Here is a 19,534-nt window from a genome sequence, read left to right on the forward strand (position 1 = left end):
AACAAGATATGTGCGGAATCACTGGAATCTTCGACACGCGCGCGGACCGCGAAGTCGATGCGGCGCGCCTGCATCGGATGAACGAATCGCAGTACCACCGGGGCCCCGATGAAGGCAGCCTGCACACCGAGCCTGGTCTGGGCATGGGGCACCGCCGCCTGTCCATCATCGACATCTCCACCGGCCAGCAGCCGCTGTTCAACGAGGATGGTTCGGTGGTCGTGGTCTTCAATGGCGAGATCTACAACTACCAGTCGCTGATCCCCGAGCTGCAGGCGCTGGGTCATGTGTTCCACACCAAGAGCGACACCGAGTGCATCGTCCATGCCTGGGAAGCTTGGGGTGAAGACTGCGTGCAACGCTTCCGCGGCATGTTTGCCTTTGCGCTCTGGGACCGCAACAAGCAGACCTTTTTCATGGCCCGCGACCGCATGGGCGTGAAGCCGCTGTTTTACAGCGTCCTGGACGATGGCCAGCTGCTGTTCGGTTCGGAGCTGAAGTCCTTGCTGGCCCATGGCCAGATGCGCCGCGACATCGACCCGCTGGCGGTCGAAGAGTATTTCGCGCTCGGCTATGTGGCCGAGCCGCGCTGCATTTTCAAGCAGGCGCGCAAGCTAGAGCCTGGCTACAGCCTGTGCATCCGTCGCGGTCAGCCGATTCCTGAGCCCAAGCAGTTTTGGGATGTGCGCTTCACGCTCGACCGCCAGATTGGCGTCGAGGAAGCCTGCCTCGAACTGCAGGAACGTCTCAAGGAATCCGTGCGCCTGCGCATGATTGCCGAAGTGCCGTTGGGCGCCTTCCTGTCTGGCGGCGTGGACTCCAGCGCCGTGGTGGCGACCATGGCTGGCATCAGCTCGGACGCGGTCAACACCTGCTCGATCGCTTTCGACGACCCGGCCTTCAACGAGTCCGAGTTCGCCAAGCTGGTGGCCGACCGCTACCGCACCGAGCACAAGGTCGAGACCGTCAAGTCCGACGATTTCGACCTGCTCGACACCCTGGCCCGGCTCTACGACGAGCCCTATGCTGACAGCTCGGCCATCCCGACCTACCGCGTCTGCCAACTGGCGCGCAAGCATGTGACCGTGGCCCTGTCGGGCGATGGCGGCGACGAGACCTTCGGCGGCTACCGCCGCTACCGCATGCATCTGATGGAAGAGCGCATGCGCTCCATGATGCCGGCCGGCTTGCGCAAGCCGCTGTTTGGCACGCTGGGGCGCCTCTACCCCAAGGCCGACTGGGCGCCTCGCGTGTTCCGCGCCAAGACCACGTTTGAAGGCCTGTCGCGCAATGCCGTCGAGGCCTACTTCCACTCGGTGTCCATCCTGCGCGGCCCCATGCGCGAGCAACTCTTCAGCCCGCAATTCAAGGCCCAGCTCAGCGGTTACGAGGCCCAGGAGGTGTTCGACCGCCATGCCGCCAAGGCCCAGACCGACGATCCGCTGGCCCTGATCCAGTACCTGGACACCAAGACCTATCTGGTCGGCGACATCAACACCAAGGTGGACCGCGCCAGCATGGCGCATTCGCTGGAAGTGCGTGAGCCGCTGATGGACCATGAGCTGGTCGAATGGGTGGCCAGCTTGCCGTCGGATCTCAAGATCCGCGGCCAGGAAGGCAAGTACCTGCTGAAGAAGTCCATGGAGCCACTGCTGCCCGACGAGGTGTTGTACCGGCCCAAGATGGGTTTCGCCGTGCCGCTGGCGCGCTGGTTCCGCGGCCCTCTCAAGCAACGGGTGCAGGACGCCGTGCTCGGCCCGCGCCTGGCCGCCACCGGCTGGTTCAACCGCGAGTACCTGCAGCACCTGGTCGAGGCCCATCTCAGCGGCGCGCGTGACTACAGCGCGCCTCTGTGGACGCTGCTGATGTTCGAGGCCTTCCTGCGCCAGGTGGTGGATGAAGAATTGCCCTTGGCCGTGCACAGCCGGGACGGCGTTCCCGCCTGAGTGTGACCAGCCTGCCCGGCTTTGGCTGATGGCGGGCCTACGTGGATTCCGGGGCGCTCGCGCCCCGGAGCTGCATCAAGATTTCGGAGACTTAGAGCAATGAAGATCAGCATATTCGGATTGGGCTATGTGGGCGCGGTGTCGCTGGCCTGTTTGTCGCGAGACGGCCATGATGTGGTGGGTGTGGACATCGAGCCGGCCAAGCTGGACCTGATCAAGAACGGCAAGACGCCGGTGGTCGAGGAGGGCATGGTGGAGCTGATGGCGCAAGTCGCGGCCAGCGGCCATGTCAGCGTGACGACCGATGCGGTGCAGGCGGTGCTGAGCACCGAGATCTCACTGGTCTGCGTGGGCACGCCCTCGGCGGCCAACGGCAGCCAGGACCAGGGCGCGGTGCTGCGCCTGGCCGAGCAGATCGGTGAAGCGCTCAAGCAAAAGAGCGAGCCGCATGTGGTGGTGTTCCGCTCGACCCTGGTGCCGGGCACGGTGGAAGACGTGCTGCGCCCCATCATCGAGCGCGCCTCGGGCAAGCGCGACGGCGTGGACTTCCACCTGTGCTTCCAGCCCGAGTTCCTGCGCGAAGGCAGCTCCATCCGCGACTACGACAAGCCGCCCTTCACCATCGTCGGTGCCAACCATGACTACGCGGCCGAGCGGCTGCAAGCCTTGTTCGGCCATCTGCCCTGCAAGTTTCTGAAGACCTCGGTGCGCGCGGCCGAGATGATGAAGTACTGCTGCAACAACTTCCACGCGCTCAAGATCACCTTCGCCAACGAGACCGCGCGCCTGTGCGGCGCGCTGGGTGTGGATGCCTTTGAAGTGATGGACCTGGTCTGCCAGGACACGCAGCTCAACATCTCCAAGGCCTATCTGAAGCCGGGCTTTGCCTTCGGCGGCTCCTGCCTGCCCAAGGATTTGCGCGCGACGACCTATCTGGCGAAGACGCACGATTTGGAGCTGCCCATGCTCTCGGGCATCCTGGCCTCCAACCGCCAGCACTTGGACCAAGCGCTGGACAAGCTGCTGGCCCTGGGCAAGCGCAAGATCGGCTTCATCGGTCTGTCCTTCAAGACCGGCACGGACGACCTGCGCGAAAGCCCGCTGGTGACCCTGGCCGAGCAGCTGATCGGCAAGGGCATGCAGCTGTCGATTTATGACCCTGAGGTGCATCTGGCCAGCCTGCTGGGCGCGAACCGCAGCTTTGTGCAGAAGCATCTGCCGCACATCGGCGAGATGCTCAAGGGCGAGTTGGCCGAGGTGGTGCAGGACAGCGAGGTGCTGGTGATGGGTCTGTCGGGCGCAGAGATCGCCGCGCAGGTGGCGGGCCTGGCGCGTGCGGACCAGGACCTGCTGGACCTGGTGAACCTGCCCAACAAGGCGGACTTCAAGGCTCGGGTGCAGGGGCTTTGCTGGTGAAATCGGGCGCTTCGCCCTGGCTGAGCGAAGGCCGGTGGCGCTGGGGCCAGCGCCTTGGCTGCTTGCTGGTTGTGCTGCCGCTGCTGATCCTGCTGCCGCAGGTGCTGGGCAGCACCGACCGGGTACGTCTGCGCAATGCTCTGGTGCTGGACGAGTCCGTCAATCCGGCCGTCGATTGGCCGGCCGGGGCTCCGCCGCGCAGCTTCAAGCGTGAACAGACGCCCGCCTCTCCTGTGTTTGTCGAACAGGTGCGCAAGCTCGGCCTGGCCGAGCTTCCCGGGCCTTGGGAACGCTCGCTGGCGATTGCCTCCCATTTACTGAGTTCGGCGCCGGTGCTCACCGGTGGGCCGATTCAGAGCGATCTGCAGCGCACCTACCAACGCATCGTCCAGGACGGCGAAGGCTATTGCGGCGATTTCGTGCGCAGCTTCATGGCCTTGGCGCATGCAGCCCAGATTCCTACGCGCAGCTGGGGCTTTGCGTTCGATGGCTTCGGCGGTCATGGCCACATCTGGGTCGAAATTTGGAACGAGCCGCTGGCCCGCTGGCAGCTGCTGGATGTGTTCAATAACGTCTATTTCAGCCGGGGTCACGGGCCGCTGTCGGCGCACGAGGTGCGTGCCGCCTTGCTCGCCCGTGATGCCGAGCTGCGCATGGTGCCGATCGAGCCCAAGGCTCGCCCGGGCTATGTCGAGGAGGCCAAGGCTTGGGAGTACTACCACCGCGGCGAGACCCAGTGGTTCCAGTGGCTGGGCGATAACCTCGAGAGCTACGACCACGAGCCGGCAGTGCGCTTGACAGGGGCGATCTCGCGCAGCATGGAGCAGTTTGCCGCCATCGCCACGGGCGTCTACCCTGGCATGGCCATCTGGCCGATGGCCGAGAGCCGCGCGGCCCATGAGCGCCTGCGTCGGCTGAAGACCTTGCTGCCAATGTTGGGCCTGAGCTTGGTTTTGGGTCTGGGCGTTTTGATCATCAGCAGTTGGCGCCTGCGTGCTCTGCGCCCGGCTCTGCAGCAGTGGGCGCAGGAGCGTGGCCATGTCCTCGTGGTCGGGCCGCTGCCGCCGCCCGCCGGCGGCATGGCCAACCAATGCGAGCAGCTCTTGCGCCTGCTCAAGGCCGAAGGTGTGTCGGTGCGCTTGCTGCGCAACAACTCGCCCTACCGCCCCGCCTGGACGGGCCGTATTCCGGTCTTGCGTGCGGTCGTTCGTCTGCTGTCTTATGTGCTGGCGGCCCGACGCGAGATCCGCGGTGCGCGTGTGGTGCACATCATGGCCAACTCGGGTTGGGCATGGCATCTGTTTGTCCTGCCGGTGGCGCGCCTGGCCCTGGCACGTCGTGTACCACTGATCATCAACTACCGAGGTGGCTTGGCCGACGAGTTCCTGAGCCAGGGGCCGAATCATGTGAGGCGTTTGCTGGCTCGGGCCGATTTGCGTGTCACGCCCTCGGCTTTTTTGCAGCGGGTGTTTGCCAAGCATGGCCTGAGCGCCGAGATCATTCCCAACATCATCGATCTCTCCCGCTTCAAGGCCAAATCGCCAGCCTCCGCAACGAGCGCCCCGGTGCTGCTGGTGGCGCGCAATCTCGAGCCCATTTATGACAATGCCACCGCGATCCGTGCCTTTGCGCGCGTTCGCGAGCGTTTCCCGGCAGCCCGCCTGATCGTGGCCGGGGAGGGCCCCGAGCGGGAGGCCTTGCTCCAGCTGTGCGAGCAGCTCCAGATCATGGCGGCAGTTGAGTTCGCCGGGCGTGTCAACAATGCCGACATGCCCGCGCTCTACCAGCGCGCCGACCTGGCCCTCAATGCCAGCACTGTGGACAATATGCCCATTTCCATTTTGGAAGCTTTTGCCAGTGGCGTGCCGGTGGTGAGCACCGATGCTGGTGGCATTCCCGATCTGCTCGAGCATGGCCGCACCGGCCTGCTGGTACCGATTGGCGATTCCGAGGCCATGGCCGCGGCGGCGCTGTCGCTGTTGTCCGATCTGCCACTGGCCCAGAGCTTCAGCGCGGCAGCGCATCTCGAGGCTCAGCGTTATGCCTGGTCCGCGGTCAAGCCCCTGTGGCTGGCTGCCTATGCCAAGGCTGGCCGGCCATCCGCGGCGCCCATTGTGCTTGCCTCCGTCCGGGGTGATTGAACTGTGAACGTCTATACCGATCTTTGCGCGCAGTTGCTGTTTCCGCTGCATGAGGCCTTGAAGGGCCATGACAGCGTGGCCCGCCTGCGCGAGTTGGAACGCAGCCAATGGCTTTCACCGGCTGAACTGCGGGCCGTGCAGCTCACCAAGCTGAGGGCTTTTCTGGAGGATGTCGGACGCCATGTACCTTACTACCGTCAGCTCTTTGCCGAACAGGACTTCAAGCCGGCTGAGCTGCATAGTTTGGCCGATCTGGGGCGTCTGCCGCGCCTGGACAAGCCGCTGATTCGTGCTCATCAGGAAGGCCTCAAGGCCGAGAATCATGGTGTGCTGAGCCGCTACAACACGGGCGGCTCCTCGGGCGAGCCTTTGATTTTCTTCATGGGCAAGGCCCGCAAGAGCCATGATGTGGCGGCCAAGTGGCGCGCAACGCGCTGGTGGAATGTCGACATTGGCGACCCCGAAATCGTGGTCTGGGGCAGCCCCATTGAACTCGGTGCCCAGGACCGTGTGCGCCGCCTGCGTGACGGGCTGATGCGCAGCCACCTGCTGCCCGCCTTCGAGATGAGCGAGGCCAAGCTGGACGCTTTTGTGGCCGACATCCGCCGCATCCGTCCGGCCATGTTGTTTGGCTACCCGTCCAGCCTGTCCCTGATCGCGGCCCATGCCATGAAGCGCGGCGTGAGCATGCGCGACCTCGGCATCCGTGTGGCCTTCGTGACCTCGGAGCGGCTGTACGAAGAGCAACGCCGCCTGATCTCGGAGGCCTTCGCCTGCCCAGTGGCGAATGGTTATGGCGCACGCGACGCAGGCTTCATCGCCCACCAATGCCCAGCCGGCAGCCTGCACATCAGCGCCGAGGACATGATCGTCGAAACTCTGGATCCTCAGGGTCAGCCGGTGGCCGAGGGCGAGATTGGCGAGATCGTCGTCACCCACATGGCCACGCGCGATTTCCCCTTCATCCGCTACCGCACCGGCGATATGGGCGTGCTGGGCAGCCAGGCTTGCAACTGCGGCCGCAGCCTGCCGGTGTTGAAAGAGGTGCATGGCCGCAGCACCGATTTCGTGGTGGCGCAGAACGGCACCATCATGCACGGCCTGGCCTTGATCTACACGGTGCGCGATCTGCCCGGCGTCGAGAAATTCCGCATCGAACAGCTGAGCCTGGATCACACCCAGGTGCAGGTGGTGCGTAACGCTGAATTTGATCCGGCTGGCGTGCAGCGCATCGAGGACGACTTCCGGCGCCGGCTGGGTGCGTCGGTGCGCGTCGAGGTGCTGCTGGTGGACGACATCCCGGCCGAAGCTTCCGGAAAATTCCGCTACGTGATCAGCCGCGTCAAGGCTTATGCATCTTGAGTTTGGGCTGTGAAGGCCTGAGGCACTTGGAACACTGACATGCTCACGAAACTGGCCTATGGCCTGCTCTCACCGGCGGGCGCCCGCGGGCGACTGACCATTCTGACCCTGCACCGCGTGCTGCCGCAGGCCGATGACATTTTCCCTGGCGAAGTGGACGCACAGCGCTTCCGCGAAATCCTGGGCTGGCTCAAGGACTGGGCCCATGTCATGCCGCTGGATGAGGCGGCCGAACGCCTGGCCCGTGGCAGCCTGCCGGCGCGAGCCTGCGTGCTGACCTTTGACGATGGCTACGAGGACAATGTCTCGGTGGCCCTGCCCATCTTGCAAGAGTTCCGCATGCCGGCCACCTTCTTCATCGCCACCGGCTTTCTGGGCCAGGGCCGGATGTGGAACGACCGCATCATCGAGGCGATCCGGCATGCGCCGGTGGGCGCCTTGGACCTGAGTACGGTTACCGGCGACGAGCGCTCACGCTTTCAGATCGGCGAAGCCGGCAGCCGCCGGCAGGCCATCGACGCGCTGCTTGGCGCCATCAAGTACCGGGCGCCGGATGAGCGCCTGCACTGCGTGGCCGCCATCGAGACCTTGTGTGGCGGCGCCCACGATCAGCCTTTGATGATGGGTGATGCGGGCATCCGCCAGCTGCGTGCCGCAGGCATGCAAATCGGCGCACACACCGTCAACCATCCCATCCTGGCCACCCTGGACGCGGCTGGCATGCGGCGCGAGATTGGCGACAGCAAGGACTACCTTGAGGGCGTACTCGGCGAGCCGGTGCGTCTGTTCGCCTACCCCAATGGCAAGCCGGGCCAGGACTACAACGCCGACAGCGTGGCTCAGGTCAAGGATCTGGGCTTCCTGGCCGCGGTCAGCACGGTTTGGGGCGCGGCGCGCCAGGGCGACTCGATGTTCGAGCTGCCCCGTTTCACGCCCTGGGACACGAACCGATTCCGCTACCGTAGCCGCATCGTCGAAAACCTGATCCGCCACTGAGGTGAGGCCCACATGACTGCCTTGCGCCGCAGCCAGCTTTCCAACGCGGCGCTTTGCGCTCTTTCGCCTTTTGAAGGCGCATCGTTTTGGCGCCTCTGGGCGCGCCCGGGCTTGTGTGCTGCCGTGCTGCTGCAGACATTGGTTTGGCCGAATCAGGCCGTGGCGCAGGTGCCCGCCAACGCCGGGCCTGGCTTGGTGATCGGTGATGGCGAGGCGGGCCCGAGTTGCGCTTTTCTCACCGGCATGGGCGAGATCCGCTGGCAACATCCGGGCGGAGACTGGCTCGATGCTCAGGGCAAACCGCAAGGCGATCGCCCCTTCTCCCTGCTCAAGCTGCAGCGCGGCATGGGCCGGCCCTTTGTAGAGATGGACCTGAGCAGCTTGGTGCAGCGTTGGCAGGCTACGCCAAGTCTTCCTCGTGTGGTCTTGCTGCGTGCTGTGGGTGCGGCCGGCGCGGGCGACATCTTGGACTTCCACAGCAAGGAATCGCCTGATCGAGCCGCGCGACCGATGCTCAAGCTGGAACTGGAAGACGGCAGCCGCCTGCGCCTGATCCCTGCGGCTGACACCTTCACTGACTGCAGCAGCCTCAGCAGCTTGGGCCAGAGGCCGGAGCTCAAGCTGGGCGGTGGCCGCCATGTGCTGCTGCGCTTCGAGATTCCGGAATCGACCAAGGTCAAGAAGGCGGTGCTGATGCTGACGTCGGACCAGCAGTACGGCAGCGCCTTCATTGATGTCGGCAGCTTTGCCCTTTACCCCTCATTCAGCCGGCCGCCGCAGGCGCAGGACGGCCTGGCGGTCAAGTACCCGGGGGATCGCGGTATTTCGGCCCATGCAGATGTTTTGTTCAACGCGGACTTTGAAGCCTCGAACTGGCTGCGCCAGTTCGGTGAATGGGTGCTGCGCGGCGACGGTGGCGTGATCGCTGCGAACGATGCGGCGCCCGGCTTCCAGCCTTGGTCTGGGCGCGCGCTCAAAGTGCGCATTCCGAAAGGCCAGAACCTGGGGCTGGATCTGCGCTACAAGTTTGCGGCTCACGGTCAGCCCGAACCCGAGGAGCTCTACTTCCGCTACTACCTGCGCCTGGGCACGGACTGGCAGCCCGTGCTGGACGGCGGCAAGCTGCCCGGCATTGCCGGTACCTATGGCAAGGCCGGGTGGGGCCGGCGCAAGGCCGATGGCAGCAATGGCTGGTCGGTGCGTGGCGGCTTCGCGCGCCGTCCAGCGGGGGACCGCTCCGTCGCCGAGCTCAGTGCTTTGAACTTCTATGCATACCACGCGGACATGAAGGACGAGACTGGCGATCCCTGGGATTGGTCGCAAGGCCCCACCGGCCTGGTGCGCAATGAGCGCTGGTACTGCATCGAGCAGCACGTCAAACTGAACCAGCCGGGCAAGGCTGACGGTGTGGTTGAGGCCTGGATCGATGGCCAGCAGGTCATGAAGCGCAGCGGTGTGCGCCTGCGCGACACCAAGCGGCTGGCCATTGAGGAAGTCTGGTTCGATGTCTACCACGGCGGCGTGTCGCCAGCGCCGCAAGACATGCACCTCTACATCGACAACGTGGTGATCGCCCGCAGTTACATCGGCCCGATGCGGGCCGCCGCTCCTGCTCGCCCTTGAGGGCGGGAACTCAGTGCGCCGGTAAGGCCCCGGCAGCCGTTGTTCCGGGCTGAGGCGGTGTTTGCGTTTGAGCCTTTTTTACGATGTGATCGGCGATCATCACGATGGCACACAGGTAGTAGGGCAAGTCGAAGTGCACCAGAGTCAGGAAGGCGCCGCCGACGGCGAAACCGAGCAAGCTGGTCTGGGACATGCGCATCAAGAGCGGCAGCCAGGACTGTAGTTCCGGAATTTTGGATGCGGCGTTGGACACGGCGCTGGCTCGCACCCAGGTCACGATGCCGAGAAGCAAGAAGAGGATGAGCCCTGGGAAGCCATGTTCGCCCAAGGCCTGGAAGTAGATGCTGTGCGCCACCAGCACCTGACCCCCTGCGAAGTCATAGCCGCCCACTTCCACGGCCGGGCCGTAGAGCCGGAACACGATGGGGTTGTCAGTGCGGAATCCGGCGCCGACAAAAGGGCGGTCCACGGCGCAATTCCACAAGGTGGTCCAGGTGTAAAGACGCGACATGGCTGAACCATCGGCCTTGAAATCCTGGATGGTGTTCATGCGACTGCTCCAGCTGTCGGGCATGAACACAATCGCAATGCTCAGCACCACGGCAATGCCAAGCAGTGTCAGGAATGGCCGCCGGCTCTTCAAACCGAGCATGCATGCCATGGTCACGATGGCCAAGAGGGCTCCGCGTGACTGGGTGCCCAGCACGCACAATATGCTGATCAGACCCGAGAACAGCAGACCACGGCGAAGCCAGCGGCGTTCCGTGATCTGGTAGAGGTAGTAGAGCAGGGGCAAGATGATGACCAGGGCCACGCCGATCTCGTTATTGCCTTCGATGATGCCGCCTGAGGGGCCCCAGACCCGGCCGCTGCCGCCGCTGGTGATGGTGAAGATGCCACCCTTGACCCCGTAAAAAGCCAAGGAACCCACCAAGGTCCAGACCAGCGCTTCAAGCTGCTTGCGCTCGTGGATGAGCGCGATCGCCAGCATCACCATGAAATGGATCTTGAGCACCGTGACCAACTGCTCGGTCACCAAGGCTGAGCTGTTCAGGGCAAAGATCGAGGTGACGAACATCCAGCCGATGAACATCAGGTAGACGGTTTTCACGCTGCTCTTTGGCCAGGCCATCTTGGGCCGCATGGCAATGATGCCGATCACGGTGCAGATCGCCACGATCATGGCGAAGGGCAGACCCCGTGCGAAGCCATAGGCCAAGCGGTAGGGAATCATCATGGCCAGCCAGACCCAAACCACGGTGCCTGTCCAAGGGCGTTTGATCACCATGGGCAGCAGGCCCAGGATGATCATGGTGATGAGGATGTCTCTCATGGCGTTGGCCAGGCGCGTGGCGCGTATGCAGGGTTCAAGATGGGAAGTAGGCCAGCGAGATCAGTGCGCCTGAATACGGTAGTCTGGCTTGTGTCGCTCCAGCCATTGTTCGAGCATCATCAGGATCCAGACCATTTCACCGAAATAGCCTGGATAGGCCGGCAACTGTTCGTTGAGCAGGGTGTGGACGTAGTCGGCGCGCACCAGTCCGCGCTCGACCAGGGAGTCCAGTGAGCGTCGCGCCAGCTTTTGCAGGCCAGGATTCTTGACCGTCCAGACACCGAAGGGCAGACCAAAGCCCTGCTTGCGCTTGGTGATGATCTCGTCCGGCAGGAAACCCCGCAGCGACTCCTTGAAGAACCAGCGCAGCTTCTGGCCACGCAACTTGAAGTTGCTGGGCAATTGCAAGGAGAAATCCAGCAGCCCTTGGTCCAGCATCGGGAAGCCCACCGAGACGCCAGCCAGACTGGTGGCGGCCCGCACTTTGGGCAGATCGCTCTCGCCCAGGGTGTAGCGCCAGTCATAGGCCAGTTCCCGGTTGAGTTCGCTGCAAGGCTGTGGGGTCGAGCGCCAGACTTGGCGCTGATGCTCCAGAGGACCATTCAGCTTGACCTGCTGCAGCAGCGCGGGGCTCAGCACCTGCTCCGGACCGACGCGCGTGATCAGGTTGTAGTTCTGCAGCCGGTCCGGCATGGGCTGCTTGGCTTGGCGCACATAGCTGCCGGCCTTGCGGACCAGCGGAATGCGACTCAGGGCGGCATTGCCGACGATGGGCTCGATCAAACCGGTGCGCAGAATGCCCGGCACCTGGTCGTAGAAGCCGAACAAGCGCTGGGTCGCATAACGCGAATTGCCGCCGTACAGTTCGTCGCCACCGTCACCTGCCAGCAGCCGGCTGACGCCGTCTTCCTTGGCCATCTTGGCGCAGTAGAAAGCTGGCAGCACCGACGAGTTGCCAAAGGGCTGATCCAGATGCGCCGCCATGGTGGGGATGCTGCGCACCAGATCATCCGGGGTCACGTAATACTCATGATGCTCGGTGCCGAAATGGCGTGCCGCCAGGCGGGCGTACTCCATCTCGTCGTAGCCCTCGGCATCGAAGCCGATGGAGTAGCTGGCAGCGCCTGAGGGGCTGGCACGCATCAACATGCCGGCCACGGTGGAACTGTCAGTGCCGCCGCTCAAGAAACACGCGGCCTTGCTGCCGTCAAACTGACGCTGCACCGACTGCTGCATCAATCGCAAAAACTCCTGCTTGCCCGCTTCGAAACTCAGCGATTTGTTCTCGCGGAACTCGGGGTGCCAGAAAGGTTTGACTTCCAATTTGCCTTGGTCGAACCAGGCGTAATGCCCAGGCGGCAAGCGGAAAATGCCTTTGTAAATGGTTCGGGGTGAGGGAATGCAGTGGAAATACAGATAGTCGAACAGGGCCTGTGGGTCGAGTTCGGTGGCATCGTCTGCCAGGGCGTCGGCTCGCTCGGCAAATTGGAGTTGTCCCCCGACCAAGCGGTAGCACAAGCTGTAGGTCGCAAAGCGGTCCTGCGCCATGAACACCTGCCCCTGTTCGGTGCTCACAGCGACGGCGAAGTCACCTTCTGCGCCTTGTGCCGCCGCCGCTGGTCCGTGCTTCAGGGCTTCCAGCCATGCTTGAACCATGCCCGCCGATGCCTGGATCGATTGAGTTCCTGGATTCTTGAAACGAGGCTGGCCGAGCACAATGGCTTGAAGCAAAGGGGCAGTTGTTTCCATTGGTGACAAAAAAGAGGGTGGGCGCGGCCGAATTCCAGCCGAAAGGCGTGACTATAGTGGTCGATATTGGATCCTCAACCCTTCAATCAGGGCGTCCCGGGAAAAATGTGTGTGTGCACGGTCAATCGAAAGCAATGTTTTGAAGCGAGACAGTGATTTGATCAAGGAAGAAGGCCCAGCCAGTTTTGGCGCGGAGCGTGAGGGCGCTTGGGATGCGCGCCGCGTGTTTCTGCGCTCATCGTTGGCTGCGCTGGGAGGCGTGTCCCTGTCCGCTTGCGGCGGCGGTGGCGGTGGCGGTGAAAGCGATGTTGCACCCAAACCTGCACCTGCTCCGACGCCGATCCCCGCCCCGAACCCGAGTCCGTCGCCAAACCCGCCGCCAAGCCCTGCGCCCTCACCAGCCGTGACGCCAGCCCCGGCACCTGCGCCTGCACCCGTGACCGGCGAATTGCCTCAGTTCCTAACCTACGACGGCGGCAGTGGTCCCAACAACACGTATTGGAGTGAGCGACTCAAGCTGGGCTGGCAGAACGTCCTCGTCGGCGACTGGTTGGACGCCAAGCAAGTGGCGCAAGGAACCGTGCCCTATGCCACCGCCAGCGTGGCCTTGGGCTGGGTCAATCTAGAGGTCGGGGATCTGGTCAAGCGCTGGCTTGCGCAGGGCGTGAACCGTGGCTTTTACCTGCGCACGAACCAAGATTGGTCCTTCCATTTTGCGGGTCGCCACCATTCAGACGTCAGCTTGAAGCCGGTGTTGGAAGTCGTCACCGATAAGGGTACCTTCCTCTTACCGTGCATCTGCAATGCGGCCTGGAGCCCAACATCGTCAGCGAGCAAGAACACCCGCAGCAAATTCGAGGTTTCCAAGGGCAACTGGTTGGCTGCGATCCAGTTCGATTTGAGCAAGGTGAGCGGGCAGATCAGCAAAGCCACGCTCAAGTTGCATTGCCTCGAGCTGAAGTACCCCGGCAGCATTTATGCCTTCGAATTGAACCCTCCGACCTTCAGGATTGGCGCCGGCAGTCGCACGGCTCAGTCTGGATTTGCCAGCAAATACCTGGGCGACCAAGGTATCAGTAAACACGCTTCAGTACTTTTCGCCACTGATTTCTCCGTCATTGATCGCGCGCGCTGGCAGGCTGGCGATATGTCTCCTGGTTTCAGCCAGGTTCAGGAGTCGCCGACGACGGGCACCTATGTTCGCGGTGTGATCGCCAAAGGCATGTTGAAAGGTGGAGATCTCCAGCGCAATGTAGTGACCGGTGGTGTCAAGGGTGTCCCAAGTGCGGTGGAGACGCGCCTGTTCGCTCGCTATATGGTGTACCTGGAGAAAGATTGGGGCTCCACGCTGCAGGCCAACAAGATGCCCGGTTGGGATGGGCGCTTCGGCTGGTGGAATACGACCGGTTCAGGATACTGGCAGTCCACCACCGGCAATGGTGGCTCCCCCGGTACGGGCCGCAAGGTGGCGAACGCGAGCACCGGGGGCTGGACTTATGAGGGCTGCTCGATGCGCGGCTTGGGGGGCATGGCCAGCAAGGATGGCAACCCTTATGACGGCCTGTTCACCATGGCCAACTACATGTACCACCTCGATCAGGCCTCCGCGTTTGGCGAGGATTGCTACTGGACAGGCGTGGTGCTGAGCAAGGAGCGCTGGTTCTCGATCGAGCACGAGATCGTCATGAACACCATCAGTGGCCCGTACGACGAGTTTGGCAACGGCGTGGCCAATCGAGATGGCCAATACCGTGTCTGGGTCGATGGGGTCCTGGCTTGGGAGCGCAAGGATCTGCGTTGGCGCCGCCACCCCGAGATGGGCATCCAGGGTTTTTGGTTGGACTGGTACCACGGTGGCACAGAGGCCGCGGCCGCAGATATGCATTTCCGCATGAACTCGGTGGTGATCGCGCGCGAGTACATCGGTCCGCGCAGCGCCGGCTGAGCTAGGGCGCCTGACTAAGCCCTGCGCCGGATCAACTCAGGCGCAGGACCTGAGGCGGCTCAGTGGAACTGCTCACTCGCAAGGCTACATTGACGCCTCCCATGCGCGCGACCCGGAATCGGCCCCAAGTGCCGTGTCCAGCGTCGCTCAAAGCCGCGGGACCTGCCTGCCGGCTGACGCGCCAGTTCGTGCTGTCCAGACCGTCGATCCGGTAGAGCGCACCATCCTTGGCATTGCTTTGTACCCACAGGCAGGCGAGCGTGTGGTCGTAGTGCATGCCGGCGTTTGCCAAAGCGCCATCGTCGGCCAGGTTTGCGCTGTTGAAGTCACGGTGGGAGCCGTCTGAAGAACTCAGATTCAAGCGCTCGTGATAGTTCGTCCAGTTGCTGGCCTTGGCATCCAGTGCTCGGCCGTGGTGCACTCTCACGCCTGAAGCATCGCCAAACAGAGATACCTGTTCGCGACGTTCGCGCATCAGGGTCCAGGCCCGGTTGGCATAGGGCAGCGCCGTGCTGGAACTGAAAGCGTTGAACTTCAGCTGCCCCAGGCTTTGCGGGCTCCAGTCTGTGGCTTCGCTGCCGTTCAGGTCAAACTTGAAATAGGCAAAGCTGTCGTGCGGCCCGTAGAGTGCGCTGCCGTCCAGAAAAGCCGCGCAGTAGGACCAATTGCCGCTGGCATTCAAGGGGTTGAACCAGTGAGCGTTCGAATATTGAGCCAGGTCCAAGTTCACGATGGCGCGGGCATTGCCCGGGTAGAAGAGCCCGCCCGCTGAAGGCCCGGCGCCAGGCAGGCCTGGAGGTATCCAGACCAGGCCGTCGTAGGTGTGAATGGAGGCCGGCACACCGTGTCGCAGGGGCATGTTGGTCGCGTTGCCTGAAGATTGAGGCATGACCTTGCCCTGGCTGAAGTCCCAGCTTTGTACCGTGTCCAGAGGCGAGCGATTGACCACTCGCTTGAACTGCAGTTGGGCGGCGTTCAATGCGTAGATGCCGGTCTCGCACTCATGCGCATCGCCATGTCCGCCACCGCTGATGTACATCACCTGATTCAGATAGTCCCAGGCCGCGCCGCCCCAAGCCGCAATGATGTTGGGGCTACCGTCACCGCTGTTGGCCTTGGGTTTGGGATAGCGCGGCGTTTCGATCACGGTATCCAGGATCGCATCGCCGACGAAAAACCAGCGCATCGTCGGCAGCTGGATCCAGTCGCTGGCCAAGACTTGTCCGGCAGCATCGCGATTGGGTGTCCAACTGCTGCCTTCAAGCTTCAGGGGCGGCGCTGGGGCTGGCGGTGGTGGAGCCGGTGGTGGGGACGGCGAAGGTGTGGCGCCAGCAGCTCCGCCACCACCGCAGGCCACCAAGCTGGCGGCCCCTCCGAGGCCGATCACCGACTGGAGAAAGTCCCGTCGTTGCACCCGAGGTTTCATCTTTGGGTCTTTCATGCCGGGGCGGGGAGGGAGGTTGCGGCTCGGTTCACTGGGCTTGCTTTGGATGGAGTTTGGCGACGATCGCCTCGCTCCAGAGCTGTGCGGCTGCGTCCAATCCCTTGGTCGAAAAATGGCAGCCGTCACGGCGCAGTGTGAGGTCGGCCAAGGCGTCGGTGTCCGGCCCGAGCTGCAACTGGTCATGCTGCTGTGCCAAGGTTTGCAGTGCGCCACGAATTGTGGCCGCGTTCACCGCCAATGCCTGAGACTTGCTTTCGGTACCTATCGCCTGCGCGAGTTGGCAGTGGGTCGATCGCGCCAGTAGAACGGGGGCGTGTACGCCTGCCTCCTTCAGCTGACGCAACAAATGTTCCCAGCTTCGGATGTAGGCGGCGCTCGATGTGCCAGACAGGACGTCTGCCTCGCCTTGCTGCCAAAGCACCATATCCGGCACCCAGGCCGCGGCGCTCAGCGCCTTAAGCTCTTGCCGCAAGGCCTGATTCAAGGGGCTACTTGGGCGGGCCCAGTCTTCGATGGTGGTGGACTGTATTGCCAGCAACGCAATCCGTGGCGTGCGCTTCAGCCCGTCTTGGCGAAGCTTCTCCGGCAACTGGCTCCAGATGCTGGCGCCATTGCCGCTGGCGCCCGGCAAGGGGTCTTGAACGGCCACACAGGCCCCACCGAGCTGCATCTGCACTTGCGATTGTTCGGACCTGCCGCCAACGCTGGGGCCATGATTGCCTGCGTTGGATTGCCCCAGAACGAGAAGCTTCAGTGGTGCCGAATCGTCGCTCGTACAGCCGGCGCTGGCCAGTGGTGGCTGGGCTCGCTGAGCGAGTTCGTCGTTGAGCCAGGCATCTCGCCTGGCTTGCTGCCTCAGTTGCAAGGCCTGCCATGCTGCAAGAGCAGCGAGCACTGAGGCGAGCAGCAGCCACATGGCCCACTGCCTACCGCGGCGCCCGCGCGCGGTTGTTGGGGTGGAGCCGGGCGCCGAGTTCACGCGGGTTTTCAAGCGGAGTGGACGGGACCGCGCTTCGCGCCTTGCCGCTGCACCCAGCGGCGGCGGATGGCCGCCATGGCCGGGCGCTCGACCGCTTGCGTCACCAAGTGAGCCAGGGCGAGGCTGAAGACCAGCGTTAAGGCGATGGTCACGTCAGTGGGCAAACCACGAGCCAGCAACTGGTTCATCAATACCCAACCGATGTTCTCATGCAGCAGATAGAGCGGGTAGGAGATCGCTCCCAGCCAGCCCAGTAGTTTCATGCGCAGCATCGGCAAGCGCCCCAGTGCCGCTGCATAGACGAGGGCGGTCAAGCCCGCTGCCAGCAAAGCCATCGGCCAGCCTTCACCCCATGCAATGGTCAGCAAGGCCAGCAGTACAGAGCCAGCCAGGCTGCGCTTCAGGCCCGGTGCCGGTGCTTGGGTGACACCAGCAAGTTGTGTCATCTGACGCACACAGATGCCCAGGGCAAACCAAGGTGCGGTGCTCAGGAACAGCGCGCGATGCAGGATCCAGGGGAGATCGACGGCCAGGAACTGCCCGCAGGCCAGGTAGACCAGCTTGATCGAGAGCAGGACCGCGATGGCACGATGAATGGATGACAAACGCCCTGTGCGGTACAGCGTGAACATGGCGATGTAGAACAACATCTCCACTTCCAGGGTCCAGTACACCCCGTCGACATGCGGCACGTGGGCAAAGCCATGCAGCATGAACACATTGGCCAGCGCCTGCCACAGGCTCACCTCCTTGCCCGGCAAGCCGAAAGTGCTGACCACCGCAAAGGTCAGGCCGATGGCCAGCCAGTAGGACGGGAACAGGCGGCTGAAGCGTGACACCACGAAGTCCATGGGCTGCCGGCAACGGTCCAGGGTCATGAAAATGACGAAGCCGCTGATGATGAAAAACAGGTTCACGCCGAGGTGGCCCCAGGGCACCGAGAAGCTCGCGCTGGTCACCGGAGCGAACAGCTTCTGGTGCTGGGTGGTGTAGTGAAACAGGACAACGGCAAGGGCCGCCAAGCCCCGCAAGGCATCAACCTGATCCAGCCTTACTGAAGCGGCTGAGGAAGGGGGCATTGAGCTCATGCCGTACGCTTTCGCAACTTGATTTTCTGGGCTACTGCAGTGCCCAGGGTGCTGAACTCCAGCCACAGAGGATGCTTGAGGGCCTTGATGGCCAGCAACCAGACCGGGATGGAAAGTCCGGCCGCTGCAAGCAGCATGCGGACGAAATTGTCAGCGTTGAGCGGTACTGCTTGGATCAGCAGCCATGCCGGGATGAAGCTCAGCACGGCCACCAGCGCACTGCTGCGGCAGGCCGCAAATAGGTGCTGCAGCCGGAAATCCACGACCTTGTGCAGCAGGGCGTGAGACACGGCGGCGGTGCAGAGCGCCGCGAACAGCAGGCCCCAGCAGGCGCCGACCAGGCCGAAAGGAAGCACCAAGGCCAGGGCCAGCAGGCGGAAGCACTGCGTGGCGAACTGGAGTTTGGTCGCCAGGTCGATGCGGCCCTGTGCAATCAGCATTTCACCGGCCAGGTAGTAGGGCAGTTCCGCCGCAGCCACCAGGCAAAGGATCTGTGCCAGCGGCACGCTGTCCAGCCACTGCGAGCCGTAAAGAATGCGGATGGCGGAATAGGCCAGCAGACCGATGAAGAGGAAGAAGGGCCAGCCGATGCCGGTCAACAAGGCCAGGGCCTTGATATAGCCAGTCTTGGCGTCTTCGCCGGCACGCGCAGCGCGTGCGAAGTAGGGTAGGCAGATGGGCATGACGGCGCGCAAGACCGTCCGGTTGAAAATCTCCATCAGGCCGTTGGCACGGCTGTAGAAGGCCACGGCCGCCATATCGAGCACCCGGCCGATGACGGCCTCAGGGGCGCTTCGACCTGCTTGGGAGAACAGGTAGATGCCCGTCGCCTGCTTGCCGAAACGGATGACCTCGCCAATGCCCTTGAGTCCGGGCCAACGCGGCATGCTGGCCGGCCGCATGAAGTTGGCCAGGGCCACGGTCCAGACGATCGAGGCCAGCGAAGACCAGGCCATGCTCATATAGCCCAGACCAGCCAGGGCGCATGCCATCACGACGACGAAACCGACGAGATTGGCGCTGATATTGACCAGGAAAATGGGCCGGTAGTTCATGTCCCGCCGGAAGCAGGCCATGGTGACGGCGCCAAATGGCACAAGCAGAAAGTTCAGCGACAGCACGCGCAGCACATCGGTCACGCCATCCTGACGGTAGAACTCACCGACCCAGCTGCTGCCAAAAAAGAGCAGGGCTGCCATCAGCCAGGACACACCGATATTGGCCGCCAGCGAGGCACGGATCTTGTCGTCGCTCAGTTCCTTCTCCTGGATCAGGTATTCGGCGACGCCAAAATCCCGGAAGGTCGAAGCCAGACTGGAGAGCACCGCCGCCACGGCGAAGATGCCGATCTCGGTGGGGTTCAGCAGGCGGGAAATGACCAGGGTGCTCAGCAATTGCAGCACCACGCCCAGATAGTTGTCGGCCAGGGAATAGGCCAGGGAGCGGCGGACAGTGGTCATGAGGCAGCGGCGATCTCGAGGGCAAACAAAGCCATGGGCAGGCGGGGCTGGA

Annotated in this window: 13 protein-coding genes; 7 read left to right on the top strand and 6 right to left on the bottom strand. The window is 63.3% G+C overall.

Features of this window, described 5'->3' with window-relative positions; genetic code table 11:
- Positions 1-8 precede the first annotated feature (8 nt).
- The 6 genes from ACQY39_RS14730 (at position 9) to ACQY39_RS14755 (ending at position 9,484) form a co-directional block, all read left to right on the top strand.
- Positions 9-1,946: an XrtA/PEP-CTERM system amidotransferase gene (locus ACQY39_RS14730; RefSeq protein ID WP_428507441.1), complete on the top strand. Its 1,938-nt coding sequence runs from the start codon at positions 9-11 to the stop codon at positions 1,944-1,946.
- A 99-nt stretch (positions 1,947-2,045) separates the two neighbouring features.
- Complete coding sequence (locus ACQY39_RS14735) at positions 2,046-3,362, top strand: nucleotide sugar dehydrogenase (protein ID WP_428507433.1); 1,317 nt, start codon at positions 2,046-2,048, stop codon at positions 3,360-3,362.
- Positions 3,359-5,503, top strand: coding sequence for a glycosyltransferase (locus ACQY39_RS14740; protein WP_428510828.1), 2,145 nt, complete (start codon positions 3,359-3,361; stop codon positions 5,501-5,503). The genes ACQY39_RS14735 and ACQY39_RS14740 overlap by 4 nt, the downstream gene beginning before the upstream one ends.
- Positions 5,504-5,506: 3 nt before the next feature.
- Entirely contained in the window at positions 5,507-6,865 is a 1,359-nt protein-coding gene (locus tag ACQY39_RS14745; RefSeq protein ID WP_428507443.1) for a phenylacetate--CoA ligase family protein, read from the top strand.
- Positions 6,866-6,904: 39 nt separating this feature from the next.
- Positions 6,905-7,861 carry a polysaccharide deacetylase family protein gene (locus ACQY39_RS14750; protein ID WP_428507445.1) on the top strand — a complete coding sequence of 319 codons (957 nt, stop codon included), beginning with the start codon at positions 6,905-6,907 and terminating at the stop codon, positions 7,859-7,861.
- 12 nt (positions 7,862-7,873) lie between these two features.
- A complete protein-coding gene (locus ACQY39_RS14755) occupies positions 7,874-9,484 on the top strand; it encodes a polysaccharide lyase (RefSeq protein ID WP_428507447.1) in 1,611 nt (536 codons plus the stop codon).
- Positions 9,485-9,494: 10 nt separating this feature from the next.
- Here the strand turns inward: ACQY39_RS14755 and ACQY39_RS14760 are convergent, their stop codons facing one another.
- A complete protein-coding gene (locus ACQY39_RS14760) occupies positions 9,495-10,817 on the bottom strand; it encodes a putative O-glycosylation ligase, exosortase A system-associated (RefSeq protein WP_428507449.1) in 1,323 nt (440 codons plus the stop codon).
- Between the two features lie 60 nt (positions 10,818-10,877).
- Positions 10,878-12,473 carry an asparagine synthetase B family protein gene (locus tag ACQY39_RS14765; protein ID WP_428507451.1) on the bottom strand — a complete coding sequence of 532 codons (1,596 nt, stop codon included), beginning with the start codon at positions 12,471-12,473 and terminating at the stop codon, positions 10,878-10,880.
- A 529-nt stretch (positions 12,474-13,002) separates the two neighbouring features.
- Here ACQY39_RS14765 and ACQY39_RS14770 point away from each other — a divergent pair.
- Complete coding sequence (locus ACQY39_RS14770) at positions 13,003-14,511, top strand: hypothetical protein (protein ID WP_428507453.1); 1,509 nt, start codon at positions 13,003-13,005, stop codon at positions 14,509-14,511.
- 31 nt (positions 14,512-14,542) lie between these two features.
- Here the strand turns inward: ACQY39_RS14770 and ACQY39_RS14775 are convergent, their stop codons facing one another.
- The 4 genes from ACQY39_RS14775 to ACQY39_RS14790 form a co-directional block, all read right to left on the bottom strand.
- The gene (locus tag ACQY39_RS14775) at positions 14,543-15,727 is read right to left on the bottom strand and encodes a hypothetical protein (protein ID WP_428507455.1); all 1,185 of its coding nucleotides are present in this window, start codon (positions 15,725-15,727) and stop codon (positions 14,543-14,545) included.
- A 256-nt stretch (positions 15,728-15,983) separates the two neighbouring features.
- On the bottom strand, positions 15,984-16,871 hold the full coding sequence (locus ACQY39_RS14780) for a sialate O-acetylesterase (RefSeq protein ID WP_428507457.1): 888 nt from the start codon (positions 16,869-16,871) through the stop codon (positions 15,984-15,986).
- A 71-nt stretch (positions 16,872-16,942) separates the two neighbouring features.
- Positions 16,943-18,013 carry an acyltransferase family protein gene (locus ACQY39_RS14785; RefSeq protein WP_428507459.1) on the bottom strand — a complete coding sequence of 357 codons (1,071 nt, stop codon included), beginning with the start codon at positions 18,011-18,013 and terminating at the stop codon, positions 16,943-16,945.
- A 5-nt stretch (positions 18,014-18,018) separates the two neighbouring features.
- Complete coding sequence (locus tag ACQY39_RS14790; RefSeq protein ID WP_428507461.1) at positions 18,019-19,482, bottom strand: lipopolysaccharide biosynthesis protein; 1,464 nt, start codon at positions 19,480-19,482, stop codon at positions 18,019-18,021.
- Positions 19,483-19,534: the final 52 nt, after the last annotated feature.

The sequence above is a fragment of the Roseateles sp. genome (assembly GCF_965262435.1).
Taxonomy (GTDB): domain Bacteria; phylum Pseudomonadota; class Gammaproteobacteria; order Burkholderiales; family Burkholderiaceae_C; genus Paucibacter_A.